The 19,838-nt window shown below is 63.6% G+C and carries 16 protein-coding genes; 6 read left to right on the top strand and 10 right to left on the bottom strand.

Going from position 1 to position 19,838, the window contains the following annotated elements; all coding sequences use genetic code 11:
* Positions 1–9: 9 nt before the first annotated feature.
* The 4 genes from prmA to RMO23_RS06660 all read left to right on the top strand — a co-directional run bounded on the left by prmA (position 10) and on the right by RMO23_RS06660 (position 4,755).
* Entirely contained in the window at positions 10–900 is an 891-nt protein-coding gene (gene prmA, locus RMO23_RS06675) for a 50S ribosomal protein L11 methyltransferase (protein WP_309679739.1), read from the top strand.
* A 68-nt stretch (positions 901–968) separates the two neighbouring features.
* On the top strand, positions 969–2,042 hold the full coding sequence (locus RMO23_RS06670; RefSeq protein WP_309679724.1) for a DUF3426 domain-containing protein: 1,074 nt from the start codon (positions 969–971) through the stop codon (positions 2,040–2,042).
* Positions 2,043–2,058: 16 nt separating this feature from the next.
* Positions 2,059–2,961 carry a carbohydrate kinase family protein gene (locus tag RMO23_RS06665; RefSeq protein WP_309679722.1) on the top strand — a complete coding sequence of 301 codons (903 nt, stop codon included), beginning with the start codon at positions 2,059–2,061 and terminating at the stop codon, positions 2,959–2,961.
* 235 nt (positions 2,962–3,196) lie between these two features.
* Positions 3,197–4,755 (top strand): IS3 family transposase gene (locus RMO23_RS06660; protein ID WP_309679720.1). Its coding sequence is split into 2 segments (ribosomal slippage): positions 3,197–3,635 and positions 3,635–4,755, totalling 1,560 coding nucleotides; the frame shifts between segments, so codons are not numbered across the junction.
* 142 nt (positions 4,756–4,897) lie between these two features.
* On the opposite strand, the gene RMO23_RS06655 is transcribed toward RMO23_RS06660, so the two are convergent.
* The 3 genes from RMO23_RS06655 to RMO23_RS06645 all read right to left on the bottom strand — a co-directional run bounded on the left by RMO23_RS06655 (position 4,898) and on the right by RMO23_RS06645 (position 9,873).
* A complete protein-coding gene (locus RMO23_RS06655; RefSeq protein ID WP_309679718.1) occupies positions 4,898–5,353 on the bottom strand; it encodes a histone H1-like DNA-binding protein in 456 nt (151 codons plus the stop codon).
* Between the two features lie 214 nt (positions 5,354–5,567).
* Positions 5,568–6,803: a ribonucleotide-diphosphate reductase subunit beta gene (locus RMO23_RS06650; protein WP_309679716.1), complete on the bottom strand. Its 1,236-nt coding sequence runs from the start codon at positions 6,801–6,803 to the stop codon at positions 5,568–5,570.
* A 160-nt stretch (positions 6,804–6,963) separates the two neighbouring features.
* On the bottom strand, positions 6,964–9,873 hold the full coding sequence (locus tag RMO23_RS06645; RefSeq protein ID WP_309679713.1) for a ribonucleoside-diphosphate reductase subunit alpha: 2,910 nt from the start codon (positions 9,871–9,873) through the stop codon (positions 6,964–6,966).
* A 248-nt stretch (positions 9,874–10,121) separates the two neighbouring features.
* On the opposite strand from RMO23_RS06645, the gene RMO23_RS06640 reads away from it, so the two are divergent.
* The gene (locus tag RMO23_RS06640; protein ID WP_309679711.1) at positions 10,122–10,274 is read left to right on the top strand and encodes a hypothetical protein; all 153 of its coding nucleotides are present in this window, start codon (positions 10,122–10,124) and stop codon (positions 10,272–10,274) included.
* A gap of 47 nt (positions 10,275–10,321) precedes the next feature.
* On the opposite strand, the gene ampD is transcribed toward RMO23_RS06640, so the two are convergent.
* From ampD to RMO23_RS06615, 5 genes are all read right to left on the bottom strand, one after another.
* Entirely contained in the window at positions 10,322–10,930 is a 609-nt protein-coding gene (ampD, locus tag RMO23_RS06635; RefSeq protein ID WP_309679709.1) for a 1,6-anhydro-N-acetylmuramyl-L-alanine amidase AmpD, read from the bottom strand.
* On the bottom strand, positions 10,917–12,356 hold the full coding sequence (locus RMO23_RS06630; protein ID WP_309679707.1) for a sigma-54 dependent transcriptional regulator: 1,440 nt from the start codon (positions 12,354–12,356) through the stop codon (positions 10,917–10,919). The genes ampD and RMO23_RS06630 overlap by 14 nt, the downstream gene beginning before the upstream one ends.
* 4 nt (positions 12,357–12,360) lie before the next feature.
* Positions 12,361–14,082, bottom strand: a complete 1,722-nt coding sequence (locus RMO23_RS06625; RefSeq protein ID WP_309679705.1) for an ATP-binding protein — start codon at positions 14,080–14,082, stop codon at positions 12,361–12,363.
* 66 nt (positions 14,083–14,148) lie between these two features.
* Positions 14,149–14,397 (bottom strand): PP0621 family protein, encoded by a 249-nt coding sequence (locus RMO23_RS06620; protein WP_309679703.1) that lies wholly within the window; start codon positions 14,395–14,397, stop codon positions 14,149–14,151.
* On the bottom strand, positions 14,394–15,194 hold the full coding sequence (locus RMO23_RS06615; RefSeq protein ID WP_309679701.1) for a cytochrome c biogenesis protein CcsA: 801 nt from the start codon (positions 15,192–15,194) through the stop codon (positions 14,394–14,396). Before RMO23_RS06615 ends, RMO23_RS06620 begins: the two co-directional genes overlap by 4 nt.
* A 62-nt stretch (positions 15,195–15,256) precedes the next feature.
* Between RMO23_RS06615 and ffh the strand changes: the two genes are divergently transcribed.
* Positions 15,257–16,615 (top strand): signal recognition particle protein, encoded by a 1,359-nt coding sequence (gene ffh / locus RMO23_RS06610; RefSeq protein ID WP_309679699.1) that lies wholly within the window; start codon positions 15,257–15,259, stop codon positions 16,613–16,615.
* Between the two features lie 252 nt (positions 16,616–16,867).
* On the opposite strand, the gene mdoH is transcribed toward ffh, so the two are convergent.
* A complete protein-coding gene (gene mdoH, locus RMO23_RS06605) occupies positions 16,868–18,862 on the bottom strand; it encodes a glucans biosynthesis glucosyltransferase MdoH (protein ID WP_309679697.1) in 1,995 nt (664 codons plus the stop codon).
* On the bottom strand, positions 18,838–19,838 hold a 1,001-nt coding region (locus RMO23_RS06600; protein ID WP_309679695.1), incomplete at its 5' end, for a glucan biosynthesis protein. The genes RMO23_RS06600 and mdoH, both read right to left, overlap by 25 nt.

Raw genomic sequence — 19,838 nt, 5'->3', positions numbered from 1 at the left:
CCGATGAGCCTGTTTGAACTGATTTTGCTGGCGCCGGTGGACCAGGTCGAGACGCTCAGCGACGCGCTGGATGCGCTGGACGCGCTCAGCGTGTCGGTGGAAGACGCCGACGCCCGGACCCCGGCCGAGCAGGCGCTGTTTGGCGAGCCCGGCATGCCGCCGCCCAAGGCCGGCTGGGAGCGTTCGCGCATCGCGTCGCTGTTTGCCACGGAAGCGCTGGCGAAGGACGCCGCCTCGGTGCTGGCGGCGCAGGACTTTTTTGCCGGCTGCCGGCTGGTGGCGGTGCAGGCCGTGGCCGACCAGGACTGGGTGCGGCTGACGCAGTCGCAGTTCACGCCGGTCGAAATCACGCCCGAATTCTGGATTGTGCCGACCTGGCATGAACCGCCGGCTGCCGCAAAACAGCTGATCCGCCTGGACCCTGGGCTGGCCTTTGGCACCGGCACCCATCCGACCACGCGCATGTGCCTGCGCTGGATTGCTGGCCAGGGCGCGGCCAAAAAGCAGTGGGGCCGTGTCCTCGACTATGGTTGCGGCTCGGGCATCCTGGCCATTGGCGCGGCCAAGTTTGGCGCGAAGGCGATTGATGCGGTCGATATCGACGAAGCGGCGGTTGAGTCGACTCGCGCCAATGCCAAGGCCAACCATGTGCAACTCCAGGCGGGCCTGCCCGACCAGGCGGTGGGCCGCTACCAGACGGTGCTGGCCAATATTCTGGCCACGCCGCTCAAGGTGCTGGCGCCGCTGCTCTGCGCGCATGTCGAAAAGGGCGGGAACCTGGTGCTGGCCGGCATTTTGGCGCGCCAGGCCGACGAGTTGAAGACCGCCTACCAGCCGTTTTGCCAACTCGACGTGCAGGACGAGGAAGACGGCTGGATCCTGATGACCGCGCGGCTTTGAGCGCAGCGCCCGCATCCCCGTTTTCAGCCGCTGCCGGCCGGCAGCCACCCCCTACAATACAGCGCTAAATGAGCCTCATCACGCGCTGCCCCGCCTGCGACACGATGTTCAAAGTCGTGGCCGATCAACTCAAAGTCTCCCAGGGCTGGGTGCGATGCGGGCAATGCTTCGAAGTGTTCGATGCCTCGGCGCACCTGCAGCCGGCCGAGTCAGCGCCGCCCGCGCCCACAACCGAGCCTGCGCCCGTCGGCTTGCATGAAACCGCAGCGTTTGAGGCGCCCGCGCCAGCACCGCCTCAGGCGCCCGAGGTGCTGCCCGGCGCTGCCGCGGACGTGGTCGCGGCGCCTGACCCGACCGAGCCGGAGGATGCCGAGCTGGCCGGCGCGGCGGATTTTGATCCGGCCGCCTGGAAGCGGGAACAGGATGAGCGCCAGCAGAACGAAGCCTGGGCCACTTACGACCACACGCCAGCGGCGGATGGCCCGGACCACCACACTTCCTTCCTCGACTTGCCGACGCAACCAGCGCTTCTGGTGAAGAGTCCGGCAGACAATGACGCCGGCCCGGTGCCCGACCGCAGCGCCGACCCGCAGCCGGCGCAGGATGTGTCTTTTGTGCGGGACGCCCGGCGCAAGGCGTTCTGGAAAAGGCCTCTGGTGCGCTGGGTGCTGGTGTTGCTGGCGCTGCTGCTGCTGGCGGCACTTGCGCTGCAGTGGCTGCTGCAGCAAAAAGACGAACTCGCCGTGCTGGAGCCCCGGCTCGAACCCCTGCTGCAGGCCTTGTGCCGGCCGCTTGATTGCCAAATCCGGCCGCCGCGCCGTATTGACTCGCTGGTGATCGACAGCTCCAGCTTCAACCGCATTGGCGCCGATGCCTATCGCCTGAGCTTCACGCTCAAGAACACCGGCGCCACGCTGCTGGAAATACCCGCGATGGAGTTGACCCTGACCGACACCCAGGACCTGGCGGTGCTGCGCCGCGTGCTGCAGCCCGTGCAGTTTGCTCCGGGTAAAACCACGCTGGCCGGCCGCTCTGAGCTGGTCGGCGTGGTGAGCATGAAGGTGTCGCCATCGTCGTCCTCTTCCGAGTCGCTGCCGCCGCTGCGGGTGGCCGGCTACCGCATTCTTGCCTTTTATCCCTGACTGAATCGAGAACTGAATGTCTGCTGTAATTTGTGGCTCCCTGGCGTTTGACACCATCATGGGTTTCGAGGGCCGTTTTTCGGAGCAAATCCTGCCCGACCAGCTGCACATCCTCAATGTGTCCTTTCTGGTGCCCGCGCTGCGCCGCGAGTTCGGCGGCTGCGCCGGCAATATCGCCTACGGCCTGCGGCAACTGGGTGGTACCGCCTTGCCCATGGCCACGGTGGGCAGCGACGGCAGCGAGTATGTTGCCCGCATGAAAACGCTGGGCATCAGCACCGAATTCGTCCGCGAGGTGGCCGACAGCTACACCGCCCAGGCCATGATCATGACGGACCGCGACAACAACCAGATCACCGCGTTTCACCCCGGCGCCATGATGCAGGCCCACGTCACCCGGATCGAGGCGCGCAGTGACATCAAGCTCGGCATCATCTCGCCCGACGGGCGCGATGCCATGCTGCAGCATGCCGAGCAGTTCAAGGCGGCCGACATTCCCTTTGTGTTTGATCCGGGCCAGGGCCTGCCGATGTTTGACGGCCAGGAGCTGGCGCATTTTGTCGAGCTGGCCAGCTGGGTCACGGTCAACGACTACGAAGCCAAGATGCTGAGCGACCGCACCAGCCTGAGCTGCGACCAGATGTCGCGGCGAGTCAAGGGCCTCGTGGTCACGCTGGGGGCCGAGGGCTGCGAAGTCTGGATCGACGGCGAGAAAACGCTGGTGCCACCCATAAAGGCCGAGGCGGTGCTTGACCCGACCGGCTGTGGCGACGCCTTCCGCGGCGCGCTGCTCTACGGTCTGGAGCAGGGCTGGTCGCTGGCCCGCTGCGCGGCGCTGGGCAACCGCGTGGGCGCCCTCAAGATCGCGACCCGCGGGGGCCAGAATTACACCCTGAATTCTGATCAAATCAACAGCTAGACCAAGGTTGACGGTACTTTGTTGCTATTAAATAAGTAGCAACTATAGATTTCACCCGGGGTTTTCGAATCGGCCCCGGACGCTGGCAATAACGCGTTCCATCGAAATTGCATTCTGCGCAATGCCGAGGCGGGGCACGGAGGCTGCCGAAGCCCGAAGAGGGGCTCCCCCCGCGTCACAATAGTTGTCGCCTTCTTAGAACCAAAAACCCAGGGGGCGGCGATGAAGGACATTTGTGGCACGTTACGGACAATCATTCAAAGACCGGGCAGTAGCTCGGCTGTTGCCGCCTGAGAGCGCGGCACTGGAGCTGGTTTCAAGGGAAGTTGGCATTGCATCAGGAACACTGCAACGCTGGAGAGAAGAGATTCAGTCCATGCCCGCCCGAGGGCGGGCATGGACTGCGCCAGCGAGATTGCAGGCTGTGATCACTACGGCCGCGCTGTCAGAGGCGGACAAGAACGCCTGGTGCCGCGCGCAAGGCATCTATCCGGCTGAGTTGGAACAGTGGTGTGCCAGTGCCACCACGGCGCTGGCAGAACCGCAAGACGCACGGGCCAGCCCGCAGGCCACGCGCCAGGACCGCAAACGCATCAAAGAGCTCGAACGAGAGCTGCTGCGCAAAGACCGCGCGCTGGCGGAAACCGCAGCACTGCTGGTTCTGTCAAAAAAAGTCGCGGCGATCTACAACAGGGCCGAGGACGCATGATCGTCATCGCAGATCGCCGTAGTTTGGCCCAAGACATTCAGGACGCGCGCGATGCAGGAGCACGACTTGAACAGGTCTGCGACGTGGCAGGCATAGACGCGCGCACCCTGCAGCGCTGGAATGCGCATGATGGCTTGACCAAGGGGGATGGCAGACCCGCAGCGCTGCATCCCACGCCCATCCATGCCTTGAGCCTTGATGAGCGTGCAAAGCTGCTCAGCGTGGCCAACGAAGCGCGCTTTTGCGCCGTTCCACCGGCGCGCATCGTGCCCATGCTGGCCGATGAGGGCGTCTACCTGGCCAGCGAATCCATGTTCGCACGGGTGCTGCGCGTGCACGGACAAACGGCTCATCGAGGCCGCGCCAAGGCTCCCAGAGCCAAACGCCCAGCGACTACCCACATCGCCAGTGCGGTCAGCCAGGTCTGGTGCTGGGACATGACGTATTTGCCAGCTGCCGTCGTCGGTCGCTGGTTTCATCTGTACTTGATCCTGGACCTGTACAGCCGCAAGATTGTGGGTTGGGAGGTGCATGCCAACGACTCATCCGACCATGCGGTTCATCTGGTACGCCGTACGGCTTTGGCCGAGGGCATTGCAGCGCTTGCTGTCAAGCCGGTATTGCATGGGGACAATGGCTCCACGCTCAAAGCCACCACGGTGTGGGCCATGCTCGACTGGTTGGGTGTGAAGCCTTCGTACTCGCGTCCTCGGGTCAGTGATGACAACGCCTATGCGGAGTCGCTGTTTCGCACGGCCAAGTACCGCCCTGAGTTTCCTGCCAAGGGCTTTGCAACGCTGCAGGCTGCACGGGACTGGGGCGCTTCGTTTGTGCACTGGTACAACGTTGAGCACAAACACAGTGGTATTCGCTACGTCTCGCCTCCGCAGCGCCATGCAGGGGAAGACCACGCCATTCTTGCGGCCCGTCATGCCTTGTACACGACAGCAAAAGGGCTCAATCCAGGGCGCTGGTCACGCAATACGCGCAACTGGCAGCCCATGGGGCCTGTCACTCTCAACCCGGAACGCGACTCCATCATCTCGGAGTACTCGGGCAACCTTATTCAGCAGTTAGCTGCGTGAATCAGGCGACAACTACCTTGACGCGCGCCGGGCTGGAGTTGCGCATGGAGGCAGTGTGGAGTGGCCTGGATGGCTGGGCTTGCGCCATGAAAAAAGCCCGATATCTTGCGACATCGGGCTTGAAGCAGAAGTTGCCTGCTGCTTACGGTTTGCTGGCCGTTGGAAAAGGCCAGGCAGCTTGCGGATTCAGCGTTGTCTGAGCCGCAGGGGACGACGCTACAGCGGGCGCTTTCGCAGCGGGCTTTTTCGCGGCTTTCTTGGCGGCAGGCTTTTTCGCTACTTTTTTGGCAGCGGCTTTTTTGGCCGGCGCCTTTTTCGCGGGGGCCTTCTTGGCCGCTACCTTTTTCGCGGCGGCTTTCTTTGCCGGCGCCTTTTTCGCTGCTACCTTCTTGACGGCGGCTTTCTTTGCTGGCGCCTTTTTGGCCGCCACTTTCTTCGCCGCTACTTTTTTAACCGGAGCTTTCTTCGCAGGCGCTTTTTTCGCGACTACTTTTTTTGCTGGTGCTTTTTTAGCAGGCGCTTTTTTTGCCGCTACTTTTTTAGCGGGTGCAGCTTTCGGGGCGGCTTTTTTAGCCGCAGGTTTTTTCGCAGTTGCCATAGTTATCTCCTTGATCACGTTGCAAAGAGCACTTCACGTCTGGAGCACGTGAAGCGATTCGCAGCGTTGGGCCAACGGATAACCGGGCCCAGCGCCGCGAACACGGGAGCAAAGCCCGATGCGCACTCTGTGGCGCCGTCATCGGTCATTGCAATTCTAGAAATCATGTTGTTTTTGCTTGTCTTGTCTCAATCGGCTTCAGATTAATTTCACATCAATCCCACGAAAGGGCGCCACCAGACTGGTACTCAATGACGCGGGTTTCAAAGAAATTGCGTTCTTTTTTAAGGTCGATCATTTCGCTCATCCACGGGAAAGGATTTTCTTCGTTCGGGAACAATGTTTCAAGTCCAATTTGCGTGGCACGGCGATTGGCGATGTAGCGCAGGTAGCCTTTGAACATGGAGGCATTGAGGCCGAGCACGCCGCGCGGCATGGTGTCTTCGGCGTAGCGGTACTCCAGCTCGACGGCCTTGAGGAACAGCGCCTTGATCTCGGCCTTGAATTCGGCCGTCCAGAGATGCGGGTTCTCCAGCTTGAGCTGGTTAATCAGGTCGATGCCGAAGTTGCAGTGCATGGACTCATCGCGCAGGATGTACTGGTACTGCTCGGCCGCGCCGGTCATCTTGTTCTGGCGCCCCAGGGCCAGAATCTGGGTGAAGCCGACATAGAAGAACAGTCCTTCCATCAGGCAGGCAAACACGATCAGCGACTTGAGCAGGGTCTGGTCGGTTTCGGGTGTTCCGGTCTTGAAGAGCGGATCCGAAATCGCTTCGATGAAGGGAATCAGGAACTGGTCCTTGTCCTTGATCGACTGGACTTCGTTGTAGGCGTTGAAGATTTCGCCCTCGTCCAGACCGAGTGACTCGGTGATGTACTGGTAGGCGTGGGTGTGAATGGCTTCCTCGAAGGCCTGGCGCAGCAAGAACTGGCGGCATTCGGGTGCCGTGATGTGGCGGTAGGTGCCCAGCACGATGTTGTTGGCGGCCAGCGAATCGGCGGTGACAAAGAAGCCGAGGTTGCGCTTGACCAGGCGGCGCTCGTCTTCGGTCAGGCCGTTCGGGTCTTTCCACAGCGCGATGTCGCGCGTCATGTTCACTTCCTGCGGCATCCAGTGGTTGGCGCAGGTGGCCAGGTACTTTTCCCAGGCCCATTTGTACTTGAACGGCACCAACTGGTTGACGTCGGTCTGGCCGTTGATGATGCGCTTGTCGGAGGCCTTGACGCGCTTTGCAGTGGCCGGTGCCTGCGGTGCGGATGCCGGTGTCGCTTGTGCGGCAGGCGCGGCCGCCGTAAAAGCGCCGTCACTCAACATGCGAACTTGCGGGGCTGGCTGTGCAGAAGGCTGCACAGGAGAAAGTGGCGGAAGGTCCATCGAGCGGCTGTCGGGCAAGCTGCTGGCAAGAGGTTTTTGCAACGATGGTTTGACTTCTTCGTCCCAGGTCAACATAAAGGTTTCCAATACTTTGGGATTATGAAAGCAGCAATACAAAATGAAAAGTGTTCATTCACATCGCCGCAAGTTTTTGTTGCTCTATTACATCGATTGATGACGTCAATTTTTGCCATCGAACCCTGCAAAAAATTTGATCGCAGGGTTCGAAGTTTTTTTACTGGCAAGCTTCGCAGCCAGGGTCGTCGATCGCGCAGAACTTGATGTCGGTTGCCGGTGCTGCATTCATCTGTGCCTGGGCGGCGGCGGCCGCAGCTTCCAGTGCACTCATGCTGATGCTCGCTGCCTCAGAACCGGACGAGACAGAGTTGAGTTTTCCGGCCTGCACGGTGGATTTTTCGGCGTGCGTGGCACCCATGGTGCGCAGGTAGTAAGTGGTCTTCAGGCCACGCAGCCAGGCCAGCTTGTAGGTGTCGTCGAGCTTTTTGCCCGAGGCGCCTGCCATGTAGATATTGAGCGACTGCGCCTGGTCAATCCATTTCTGGCGGCGCGCTGCGGCCTCGACAATCCAGGAGGTTTCCACCTCGAAGGCGGTGGCGTACAGCGCCTTGATGTTTTGCGGCACGCGGTCGATCGGGCGTAGCGATCCGTCGTAGTGCTTGAGGTCCACCACCATCACGTCGTCCCACAGGCCAAGCCGCTTCAGGTCATGCACCAGGTAGTGGTTGATGACAGTGAACTCGCCCGACAGGTTGGACTTGACCGACAGGTTGCCAAAGCAGGGCTCGATGCAGGCATCGACGCCGATGATGTTGGAGATGGTGGCGGTCGGGGCAATGGCGACGCAATTGGAGTTGCGCATGCCATCTTTGGCGATTTTCTGGCGCAGGGCTTCCCAGTCCAGCGTGGCCGAACGGTCGACCTCGACATAGCCGCCGCGCTCCTCGGCCAGCATGTCCAGCGTGTCGAGTGGCAGGATGCCGCGGTCCCAGAGCGAGCCCTTGTAGGACGCGTACTGGCCGCGCTCGCGCGCCAGTTCGGTGGAAGCCCAATAAGCGTGGTAGCAGACGGCTTCCATGGACCGGTCGGCAAACTCGACCGCTTCCTGCGAGGCGTAGGGCACGCGCAGTTCGTACAGGCAGTCCTGAAAGCCCATGATGCCCAGACCGACCGGGCGGTGGCGCATGTTCGAGTCGCGCGCCTTCTGCACGGCGTAGTAGTTGATGTCGATCACGTTGTCCAGCATGCGCATGGCCGTGGTGATGGTTTTCTTCAGCTTCTCGTGGTCAACCGCGCCGTCCTTCAGGTGCTGGACCAGGTTGATCGAGCCGAGGTTGCACACGGCGGTCTCGGTGTCGCTGGTGTTGAGCGTGATTTCGGTGCACAGGTTGGACGAGTGCACGACGCCGGCGTGCTGCTGGGGCGAGCGAATGTTGCATGCATCCTTGAAGGTGATCCAGGGGTGGCCGGTCTCGAACAGCATTGACAGCATCTTGCGCCACATGTCGGTCGCCTGCAGCTTGCGTGACGGCTTGAGCTCGCCGCGCTCGGCCTTGGCTTCGTAGGCGACGTACAGCTTTTCGAAGTCCTTGCCGAACTTGTCGTGCAGGTCTGGCGTGTCTGACGGGGAGAACAGGGTCCAGCTGCCTTTTTCCATCACGCGGCGCATGAAGAGGTCGGGCACCCAGTTGGCGGTGTTCATGTCGTGCGTGCGGCGACGGTCGTCGCCGGTGTTCTTGCGCAGTTCCAGGAACTCCTCGATGTCCAGGTGCCAGGTTTCCAGGTAGGCGCAGACCGCGCCCTTGCGCTTGCCGCCCTGGTTGACGGCCACGGCCGTGTCGTTGACGACTTTCAGGAAGGGCACGACGCCCTGGGATTCACCGTTGGTTCCCTTGATGTGGGCACCGAGCGCGCGCACCGGGGTCCAGTCGTTGCCCAGGCCGCCGGCAAATTTGGACAATAGGGCGTTTTCCTTGATGGCATCGTAAATGCCGCCCAGGTCGTCGGCCACCGTGGTGAGGTAGCAGGACGACAGCTGCGAACGCAGCGTGCCGGCATTGAACAGCGTGGGCGTACTGGACATGAAGTCAAACGAAGACAGGACTTCGTAGAACTCGATGGCGCGTTCCTCGCGGTTGGTCTCATTGAGCGAAAGCCCCATCGCCACCCGCATGAAGAAGGCCTGTGGCAGCTCGATGCGCTGTTTGCGCACATGCAAAAAGTAGCGGTCAAACAGCGTCTGCAGGCCGAGATAGTCAAACTTCAGGTCGCGTTCGGGTTTGAGGGCCGCGCCCAGGCGGGCCAGGTCAAACTGCTGGAGCTTTTCGTCGAGCAGTTCGTTTTCCACGCCTTTGGCGATGAACTGCGGAAAATACTCGGCATAACGGGTCGCCATTTGTTCCTGGCTAACTTCGCCGCCCAGCACTTCGCGGCGGATGGTGTGCATCAACAGGCGCGCGGTGGCGTAGGTGTAGTCCGGGTCTTTCTCGATCAGGGTACGGGCCGCCAGGATGGAGGCCTTGTACACCTCGTCAATCGGCACGCCGTCGTACAGGTTGCGCATGGTCTCGGCCACGATCGGGTCGGGCTTGACCTCGGCGCCCAGGTTGGCGCAGGAGGCTTCAATCAGGAACTGCAGATTGCGCAGGTCGAGCGCAACTTTCTTGCCGCCATCGATCACGTGAAGCACGGGCGCCTCAGACACCGGGGTTTGCGGCTGGCGGGCCCTCTCCTGGGTGCGCTTCTCGCGGTACAGCACGTAGGCGCGGGCAATCTCGTGGTGGCCGCCGCGCATCAGGCCGAGCTCCACCTGGTCCTGGACGTCTTCAATATGAAAGGTTCCGCCACCGGGGCGCGAGCGCACCAGCGCCCGAATAACCGTCTGGGTCAGGCTGTCGACGGTTTCGCGCACGCTGGCCGAAGCCGCGCCCTGGGTGCCGTGCACGGCCAGAAAGGCCTTCATCACGGCCACGGCAATCTTGTTGGGCTCGAATGGCACCACGGCGCCATTGCGGCGAATGATCTGGTAGTGGGCGAGCGTATTGGTGGGCGCGTTGATGTCGCTGTCGGCCTGGTGGCCTGACGCGACGCCGGGTGTTGCGGGCACTGCGTGTTGTGCTGTTTGCATGACTTCCTCTTTTGCTTTGTTGGGTGATGCGTTTGATGTGGGGGGCAAGGAGGCATCCTGAGCTGCCTGAAACCCTGAAAATGCGGTCCGGCTGGCGGGTTGCCTTGCCCGAATCACATCAAACTGGGTTAGGGCTCAGACACTATACCTAGGGTATTGGGCTAATACAAGCCACTACATGTAGTGTATCGCCGACAAAATGCCGGATGCGCGTCCGGGGCCTTTTTGCGCTGATTCCGGGGTCTGAAATGGCACAAGAAAATTGTCGCCAGAACGGCCGCGAAACCCTCATTGAACAAGGCTTGGACAAAAAAAATCCAGCGCTGGTGCGCCCTGGCGCGGACTTCTGCCCCGCAATGCAGGCCAGCACTCGAAGCCTGGAAATCCTGAAAATTATTTGACCGGAAAGCGCCGCAACAAGAGACCGCCGTCCGCCCGGAATTCTTTGTCAAATTTCGGGAAAATACCTAGGTGCCAAACCCAGCGAGCCCTGCAGCAAAGGCCAGTCAAAGCCTGGGCCCGGATCCTGTTTGCGGCCCGGCGCAATGTGCTCGTGGCCTGCAATGTGGGCAATCGGGAAGGCCTGCAGCAGCGCCGCGCACAGCCCGCTCAGGGTTTCGTACTGGGGCGCTTCAAAGCCGTCGCCTTCAAGCCCCTCCAGCTCAATGCCGATGGAGTCGTCATTGCACTGATTTCGTCCGCGGTAGCTCGATTGGCCGGCGTGCCAGGCGCGGTCGGTGCAGGCCACAAACTGCCACAGCGCGCCCGAGCGCGTGATGAAAAAGTGCGAAGACACCTGCAGGCCGCGAATCCCCTGAAAGTAGGGATGAGTCTCCCAGTCGAGCTGGTTGGTGAACAGGCGCTGCACATTGCCGTTGTCAAATTCCCCGGGCGGCAGGCTGATGGAGTGGATCACCAGCAGGTCTGTCAGCGCGTCAGCGGGGCGCGGGCCGAAGTTGGGCGAGTCCAGCCGGTGTGCATAACGATACCAGCCGTCCTGCCACAGGGCGGCAAGGGCGGGCGCGACAGCCAGTTCCGGGTGTTCAGGCCGGGTCATCGTGGAGGTCGTCGCCGCCCGGTGTCACGATATTGAGCCGGGCAATGCGGTAGCGGATCTGGCGCAGGCTCAGGCCCAGCTTGCTGGCGGCGGCGGTCCGGTTAAAGCCGGTTTCCTGCAATACCTTGGACAGGATGCTGCGCTCCTGGTGGTCCAGAAAATCCTGCAGGTTGTCGGGCACGGCCACCTGCTCGGGCGGGGCCGGGGTGTCAAAGTGCAGATCGCCGCCTTCGCCCAGCGCCACCGCGCGGTGCAAGATATTCTCGAGCTCGCGCACATTGCCGTGAAACGGGTGTGAGCGTAGCTGCTGCATCAGCGAGCTGGTCAGATCGGGCGTGGGCAGGCCCGACTCCTGGCAGATTCTGGACAGCACGGCGCGGCAAAGTGCCGGCAGGTCTTCGCGCCGCTCACGCAGCGCGGGCACGTCAATCTCAATCACGTTGAGCCGATAAAAGAGGTCCTGCCGAAAGCTTCCGGCCTGAACTTCGGCGCCCAGGTCCTTGTGGGTGGCACTGACGATGCGCACGTCAACGCTGTCTTCCTGGGCCGAGCCCAGCGGCCGCACGGTGCGTTCCTGAATCGCGCGCAGCAGCTTGGACTGCATCGCCAGCGGCAAATCACCGATCTCATCCAGAAACAGGGTGCCGCCCTTGGCCGCCTGGAAATAGCCCTGCCGGTCTTGCGCCGAACCGGTATAAGCGCCTTTGCGCGCGCCAAAAAACTCGGCTTCCAGCAGGTTTTCCGGAATCGCCCCGCAGTTGACCGCCACGAACGGGCCGGCCGCGCGATGGCTGCAGGCATGCACCGCGCGCGCCACCAGTTCCTTGCCGGTGCCCGATTCGCCCTGTATCAGGATGGGCGCCATGCTGCCGGCGACCTTGGCGATGCGGGACTTGACGGCCTGCATCACGGCCGATTCACCGACCAGCTTTTGCAGGATGGCCGAGGCTTCGGCGGTTTTTGGCGGCGCCGCCGGGGCAGGCGAGGTGCCGGGCTCGGCCGGGCTGCGCTCAGCCCTGCCAGCCGTGGCCAGGTTTCGGGTACCCTGAATGGCTGACGCGACGACACTGCGAAACTGCTTGAGGTCCACGGGTTTGGTGAGGTAGTCAAACGCGCCGGTCTTCAGGGCCTCGACCGCATTTTCGGCCGAGCCGTACGCGGTGATGACGACGCAGCGCTCGGGCCGCTGCTGGGCCACCAGATCGCGCAACAGTTCAATGCCCAGGCCGTCGGGCAGCCGCATGTCGGTGATGACGGCGTCGAAGCGCTGTTCCTTCAGCTGCTCACGCGCCTGCGACAGGTCGCCGACCGCCTCGACGCGGTAGCCCTCCCGAAGCAGTGTCAGCTCGTACAGGGTACGCAGATCCGGCTCATCGTCGATGACGAGGATGCGGGCCTGGGGGGCAGCGGGTGTTTGCGGGTTCATGGCGTCAGCCCCGCATTGTGTCAAAAGATGACGGCTGGGCGCCGAGCAGGGTTGTCGTGGGCCGAAACAACACGAAAAATTCATTGCCGCCGATGCTGCCGCGCAACGCGCGCTCATAGCCTATCAGCGCGCCGTAGCGTTCGCACAATTCCCGGCATATATAAAGGCCCAGTCCGCTGGAGCGGCTTTCCGACGAGAAAAAGGGTTCAAAAAGATGGGCCTGCACCGATTTCTCCAATGGCGGGCCGTCGCTCCAGACCGACAGTCGGGCCTGTCCCGGCCCCACGATCAGGGTGCTGACTTCAATCGCGTCGGCCGCCTGGCTGGCATAACGCAGGGCGTTGTCCAGCAGGTTGAACAGGACGCGCCGCAGATGCTCGGGCTCAAAGTCCACCGCCGCGCCGGCCGCTTGCGTGGCGACGCGCAGCCGCCCCGACGCGGCATTTTGCGTGATCCAGTCGGCAGCGATCGGTCGCACCGCGTCATCGAGCAGCAGTGCGCTGGTTTGCGGCGTGGGGATCTGGGCCTGGGCCCGCGCGATGTCCAGCACCTCGTCAACAATTTTGGCCAGGCGCTGGGCGTTTTGCCGCACCATGGCGGTGAGCTGGCGCTGGCCGGCGCCCTGCAGGTCTTCTTCAAGCAGGGCGTTGGCCTGGGAAATGGCGGCCAGCGGGTTTCTGATTTCGTGCGCCACCGCCGCCGACATGCGCCCCATGGCCGCCATTTTCTCGGTTCGAACGCGCGCTTCCATCTCGCGCAGGTCTTCCAGAAACATCACGCACAGGCTTTGCGCGCTGCCGTTGCGCGAGGTGGCCAGCCGGGTGCGCACATGCAGGCGCTGGGCGTTGTGATCCGCATGGTGCAGGCTGATGTCGGCCTCCTGCGGCGAGCGCTGCGTGAAGGTGCGGTGCATCAGATGGACCAGCGGCTGCCAGGCGGGCTCGCTGGACAGCATGAAGGAGCTGCTGCGCACCGTCTCTCCATGGCCGGCCAGCAGGCGGCGGGAGGCCGGATTGGCGGCGCGCACAAAGCCGTTCAGGTCAACCACCAGCACCCCATCGACCAGCGCCTCGATCACCAGTTCATTGACCTGGGTTTGCATTTGCGCCAGCGACTGGCTGGTCTTGGCGCGCTGCTCTTCGCGCGCCAGGCGCAGGGCCAGCTGGTTGGCCAGCAGTGCCACCAGAAAAAAACCGGAGCCGCTCAGGCCGGCCTGCAGGAAGCGGGCGGTGAAGTCGCTTAGCGTGTGCTGCGAGCTCCACCAGGCATCGGCCAGCAGCAGCAGGGTGACGCTGGCAGCGGTGCCGAAGGCCAGCAGAATCGGCCCGAGGATTGACGCCAGCAACACCGGCAGGGCGAACAGCGGCGTGTAGTTGATGCCAGTTGACTGCAGAAAGTTCAGCAGGGAAAAGGTGAGCACGTCGGCGCCAATCGTCAGTGCCCACTGCGCGTCAAATGTCTTGCCGGGCGGGCGCGGGCTGGCCCACCAGCGCACCGCCAGCGTGGCGCACAGGTAGGCGATGCTGACCGCGATGGAGCGGCGGTCGGTGATGCTGCCCAGCGCGTAGATGGCGGCCTGCAGCACCACCAGCACCCCGGCAATCGCCACCCGGGCCGTCATGAAAACGCGCCACAGCCGGCCGAAGGAGCCGAGTCCGGGCCGGGCCTCCCAGGCCCCGGAGGTTGACTCCAGCGCGCCAAACCACGAGTTGGTTTCGGAGTTCATGGAGTCCACTGCCACGGCTAGTTACCCATCGTTTTCATTCGGTGCCGATGCCGGGGCGCGCGGCCACTAATCGCCGGCCTGGCGGCGGTGCGCTTCACTGCAGTAGATGCCTTTGCCCTGGGTGCCAATCAGCGCCTCGGACCGCGGCAGGTGCACATGGCAGACATCGCAGGCCACCATTTCGGTGACGGCGGTGCTTGAGCTGGAAGGGGCACGCGTGCGGTCGCGCGCGGCCTGCTGGCGTTCAACCTGGCGGTTGTGGCGCCACAGCCAGATCACGACGAATATCAGCAGGCCGACCAACAGGTATTTCATGCCCGCCTCAAAATGACTTCAAGCACAAAATGCGAACCGGCATAACCCAGCAGCAACAGGCCAGACCCCAGGTACAGCACCCGCACCGCCTTGCGGCCACGCCAGCCCAGGCGGGCCCGCCCCATCAGCAGCCCGGCAAACGTCAGCCAGGCCAGCACCGAGAACGCGGTTTTGTGGCTCCATTTCCAGGCCAGTCCGGGCCCGTAAAGGGTTTCGGCAAACAGCCAGCCCACCAGCAAGGTGGCTGACAGCAGCACAAAACCGGCTTCGACAAAGCGAAAGGTCAGCCGCTCCAGCGTCATGAGGGGAACGCCGGTATCGGTCGGTGCCGCTTGCCGGATGGCGCGCTCGGAGCGGGTCATCAGCCAGCCATGGACCACCGCCGCCGCAAACAGGCCATAAGACGCAATCCCCAGCGCCCAGTGCAGCGGCAGCCAGGGCGAGGCAATCACCGGGTAGCTGGTGCCGGGAAAAATCAGTGACAGCAGGACCGCCGCGCTGCCCATCCCGGCCAGCGCCCAGTGCGCCTGCAACTGCGGAAGCAGGCGGCTTTCAATGGCATGAACCGTCAGCACCAGCCAGACCGTCATGGACAGGGCGGGCGCAAAACCAAAGCGCGGCGGCTGCCCCAGCAGGCCGTCGGCCAGCGCCAGCGCATGCAGCAGCCAGGCCGCCAGCAACAGGCCGCGAAGGGTGGCCGGACTCAATCGGGCTGCGGCCAGTGCCAGCACGGCGTAGGCCAACGCTGCCGCCAGCGCTGCTGCAAGACCCCACCCGGCGCTCAAAGCTAAAATCATTCCCACAGTTTAGCCCGTCCCTGCGTCCTCACTAACCCTTGCTCCACCCGTGGAGCCGTCCCATGGCCTCAGCCCTTACCGACAAACTCTCCCGCCTCGTCAAGGAAATGCGAGGCCAGGCCCGCATCACCGAATCCAATGTGCAGGACATGCTGCGCGAGGTGCGCATGGCGCTGCTGGAGGCCGACGTGGCCCTGCCGGTGGTGCGCGACTTCATTGCCCGCGTCAAGGACAAGGCGCTGGGCCAGGAGGTGATGGGTTCGCTTTCGCCCGGCCAGGCGCTGGTCGGCATCGTCAACCGCGAGCTGGCCGCCACCATGGGCCAGGGCGTCAGCGACATCAACCTGGCGGCGCAGCCGCCCGCCGTGATTTTGATGGCCGGCCTGCAGGGTGCCGGCAAAACCACCACCACCGCCAAGCTGGCCAAGCACCTGATTGAAAAGCGCAAGAAAAAAGTGCTGACGGTGTCGGGCGACGTCTACCGGCCGGCCGCGATCGAGCAGCTGAAAACGGTGACGGCCCAGGCCGGCGCCGAATGGTTTCCGAGCACGCCGGACCAGAAGCCGGTGGACATCGCCCGCGCCGCCATTGACTACGCCAAGCGCCACTTTTTTGACGTGCTGCTGGTCGACACCGCCGGCCGGCTGGCGATTGACGAGGCCTTGATGGCGGAAATCAAGGAACTGCACGCGGTGCTCAATCCGGTTGAAACCCTGTTCGTGGTCGATGCCATGCAGGGCCAGGATGCGGTCAACACCGCCAAGGCCTTCAAGGAAGCACTGCCGCTGACCGGCATTATTTTGACCAAGACCGACGGCGACTCGCGCGGCGGTGCGGCGCTGAGTGTGCGGCAAATCACCGGTGCGCCGATCAAGTTCTCGGGCACCAGCGAAAAAATCGACGGGCTGGAGGTGTTTGATGCCGAGCGCCACGCCGGCCGCATTCTGGGCATGGGCGACATCGTCGCGCTGGTCGAGCAGGTGGCGGCGGGGGTGGATGTGGCGGCGGCGCAAAAGCTGGCGGCCAAGATCAAGTCCGGCAGCAACTTTGACCTCGAAGATTTTCTGGGCCAGCTGCAGCAGATGAAAAACATGGGCGGGCTGTCCAGCCTGCTCGACAAGCTGCCCGCGCAAATGGCCGCCAAGGCCGGTCAGGTCGATATGGGCAAGGCCGAAAAAGACATCAAGCGCAAGGAAGGCATCATCCAGAGCATGACGCCGCTGGAACGCCGCAAGCCCGAACTGATCAAGGCCACCCGCAAGCGCCGCATCGCCGCGGGTTCGGGCGTGCAGGTTCAGGAAGTCAACCGCCTGCTCAATGAGTTTGAGCAGATGCAGGGCATGATGAAAAAGATGAAGGGCAGCGGCATGATGAAGATGATGAAGCGCATGGGCGGCATGAAGGGCATGCCGAAGTTCTGAGGGGACCTCTATAAATCCGATTCTCGGGCGCATGGCCGCGTTGCGCGGTGCTCGGAATCCTCATGTGGTTTTTGGGGTCAGAGTCCAAATTCACCGTGCTTTCGGCACGCCCGAAGGGTGCGGTGCGACGCACCGCAGCGAAATTGGCGTCTGACCCCAATAACCTACTGCGCTCCGTGCGCCTTGCCCTGCATCCCGACAATCGAATTTCTAGAGGCCCCTTGACGCCCTGGCAAAAGCGGGCTTGACTCGTCAGGCGGCTCGCAGTTGCGGCGCCACGCGGCGGCTGGCATGCAGCCAGGCCCGGCGCAGCACCGCCGGTGAGCGGGTCTCTTCCGGAATCAGCAGGTAGTTTTGCGCCCGCATCGCCGTGCCGACACCGACCTGGCTGGTCAGCACCGTCATCGGAATCGCCAGCAGCAGCGGCAGGCCCACCGGCAGCAGCCAGACCAGGGCGCGGGCATCAATCAGGGCAATGCCTACGGCCAGCAAGGCAATCACCGCGCTCATGGGCGCCAGCTGCGCCAGTGCATGGGTCCAGGGCACGGCAGCGGCTTCGCGCGGGGGCGATTTCCATTCCAGCTTCAGGCCGGTCATAGCCACCACCACGAACAGCGAGTGCGCCAGCATGCGGATCGGCGCCTGCAGCAGGGCAATCACGGTCTCCAGCACGGCGCTGCGCAGCAGGCTGGCGGTGCCGCCATAGCTTTGCTGCTGGCGCTTGATCAGCACGGCGGCGATGCCCAGAATGCGCGGCAGGAACAGCATGCTGAGGGTCCAGCCCCACAGCGATAGCAGCTCGCCCGGCAGCAGGTCCAGGCTCACGCCCCAGTCCGCCACCATCGGCGAACCCGACAGCCACAGCGCCGTGCCCAGTGTTAAAAAGCACAGCCACAGCGGCGCCGACAAATAGGCCATGGCGCCGGTGCCAAACATCGAGCGGTGCACCGGGTGAATGCCGGGCTCGGCGATCAGGCGGGCGTTCTGCAGGTTGCCCTGGCACCAGCGGCGGTCGCGCTGCAGTTCGGCCAGCAAATCGGGCGGCTGCTGCTCGTAGCTGCCGATCAGGTCGGCGACCAGCCACACGTGGTAGCCGGCGCGGCGCATCAGCGCGGCTTCGACAAAGTCGTGCGACAGGATGCTGCCGGCCATGCCGCCCGCGCCCTTGATGCGGGCCAGCGCGCAATGCTGCATGAAGGGTGCCATGCGGATGATGGCGTTGTGGCCCCAGTAGTGCGACTCACCCATTTGCCAGAACTGCATGCCCAGCGTGAACAGGCGGCCCGTGACGCGGGAGGCAAACTGCTGCGCCCGCGCATGCAGTGTGACATGGCCGATCGCCTGGGTCGCGGTCTGGATGATGCCGGCCCTGGGATTCGCTTCCATGAGTTTGACCATGGAAACCAGGCAGTCGCCGCTCATCACGCTGTCGGCGTCCAGCACCACCATGTAGCGGTAGTCCTTGCCCCAGCGGCGGCAGAAGTCGGCCACGTTGCCGGCCTTGCGGTCGCTGCGGCGTTTTCGCAGGCGGTAATAGACCTCGATTTGCGGCTGGTCCGGCTGGTTGGCCAGCTGGGCCCGCAGGTCTTCCCAGGCGGCGCGTTCGGCCCGGATGATGGCCGGGTCGCTGCTGTCGGACAGCACAAACACATCAAAGGTCCTGACGTGACCGGCCAGCGCCACCGATTCGCAGGTGGCGCGCAGGCCGGCAAACACGGTGCGCACATCCTCGTTGCAGATCGGCATGATGATGGCGGTGCGGGCGCTGGCATCCAGCGTGTGCTGCGCCACCTTTTTGGCCGACAGGCTGTGCGCGTCGCCGCGCAGCAGCACATAAAAGCCCATCATCGCCGTCATGAAGCCGGTCACCACCCAGGCCGACAGCAGCGCAAACAGGCCGATCTGGCCGTACTGCAGCCAGGCGTTGTCATAGTCCGGCTGCATGTCGGCAAACAGGCTGGTCGCCAGTGCGGTGCTCAGCACGGTCAGCAGCACAAACACGGTGCGGCGGCGGGCGGCGGCCAGCTGCCAGGCTTCCCTCGCTTCGGGCGCGGCCTGGACCGGCGCGGCACGGCGCGTGAGCCTGAGCAGGCTGGCGGTGCCGATGCTGTTCCAGAAGCCGCGCCAGGGCCGCGGCACCATGAAGCCGCGATGGATGGGCGGCGCCGTGATCGCGTTCGGGTGGCGTTCTTCGCGCACCAGGCTGCGAACGCTGGCGGGCATCAAGGGGTGATCAGGTTGGTCCATGTTTCGCTCAGGGTGTGGTTGTCGTGTTGCAAAAAGGCGCGCAGCTCCACCGGCTGCGCCGGGTTCAGGCGCTGTACGCGCAGCGTCATGCGCCAGGCGCCGGTGGCGGGGTTTTTGTAGGCCAGGCTTTCCAGCACCCGGCCGTTGGCGCCGGCCGTGCTGATGGCCTTGACCGGGGCGTCTTCGGCCAGGGCATCCAGCGCCGGGCCGGCAAAGTCAATCACGAACTGGATCTGCTGGGCCTGCGCTTCGGCACCGAGTTTGGAATAGCCGGTGCCGCGCCGCGACTGGGTGACCCAGCCGTTGGGCGGCAGTTGCTGCTGGGCACCCTGCCAGGCAATCTGGTAGTTCAGCGCCATCGATTCTCCCGGCGCCGGCACTTTCCCGGGCACCCAGTAGGCCACCACGTTGTCGTGGGTTTCATCGGGCGTGGCAAATTGCAGCAGTTCGACCCGGCCCGCGCCCCAGTCGCCCACGGGCGTGACCCAGGCGCTGGGTCGGAGCTCGTAGCGCGCTTCGGTGTCTTCGTAGTTCCTGAAGGCGCGGTCGCGCTGCATCAGGCCAAAGCCCTTGAGGCGATTCACGGCGAACGAGGTCACCAGCGGCGTGCTCGGGTTTTGCAGCGGTCGCCACAGCCATTCGCCGCCGCCCTTGCCGTCATCGGTGGCGATCATCAGGCCGTCGGAGTCGTGCACCTCGGGCCGGAAGTCGCCGGATTTCTGACCCGGAAAAGGCTGGTTCTCGCCAAAGAAGAACATGCTGGTCAGCGGTGCCAGGCCCAGCGTGACCACCGCCTGCTCCGCGCCCGGCTGCTGGCTGCCGCGCATGAAGATGCGGGCCTGCACCTCGGTCGTGGTCTGCTCGCCCGGCGTGATGTCAAAGCGGTAGGCGCCGGTCATGCGCTGCGAGTCCAGCAGCGCGTACACCGTCAGCCGCTTCGCGTCGGGCGCGGGCTTTTCCAGCCAGAAGTCGGTGA

Source organism: Polaromonas sp. (assembly GCF_031411155.1).
Taxonomy (GTDB): domain Bacteria; phylum Pseudomonadota; class Gammaproteobacteria; order Burkholderiales; family Burkholderiaceae_C; genus Polaromonas.
Note: the sequence above shows the minus strand (reverse complement) of the source record. Positions and strands in the feature narration are given on the sequence as shown.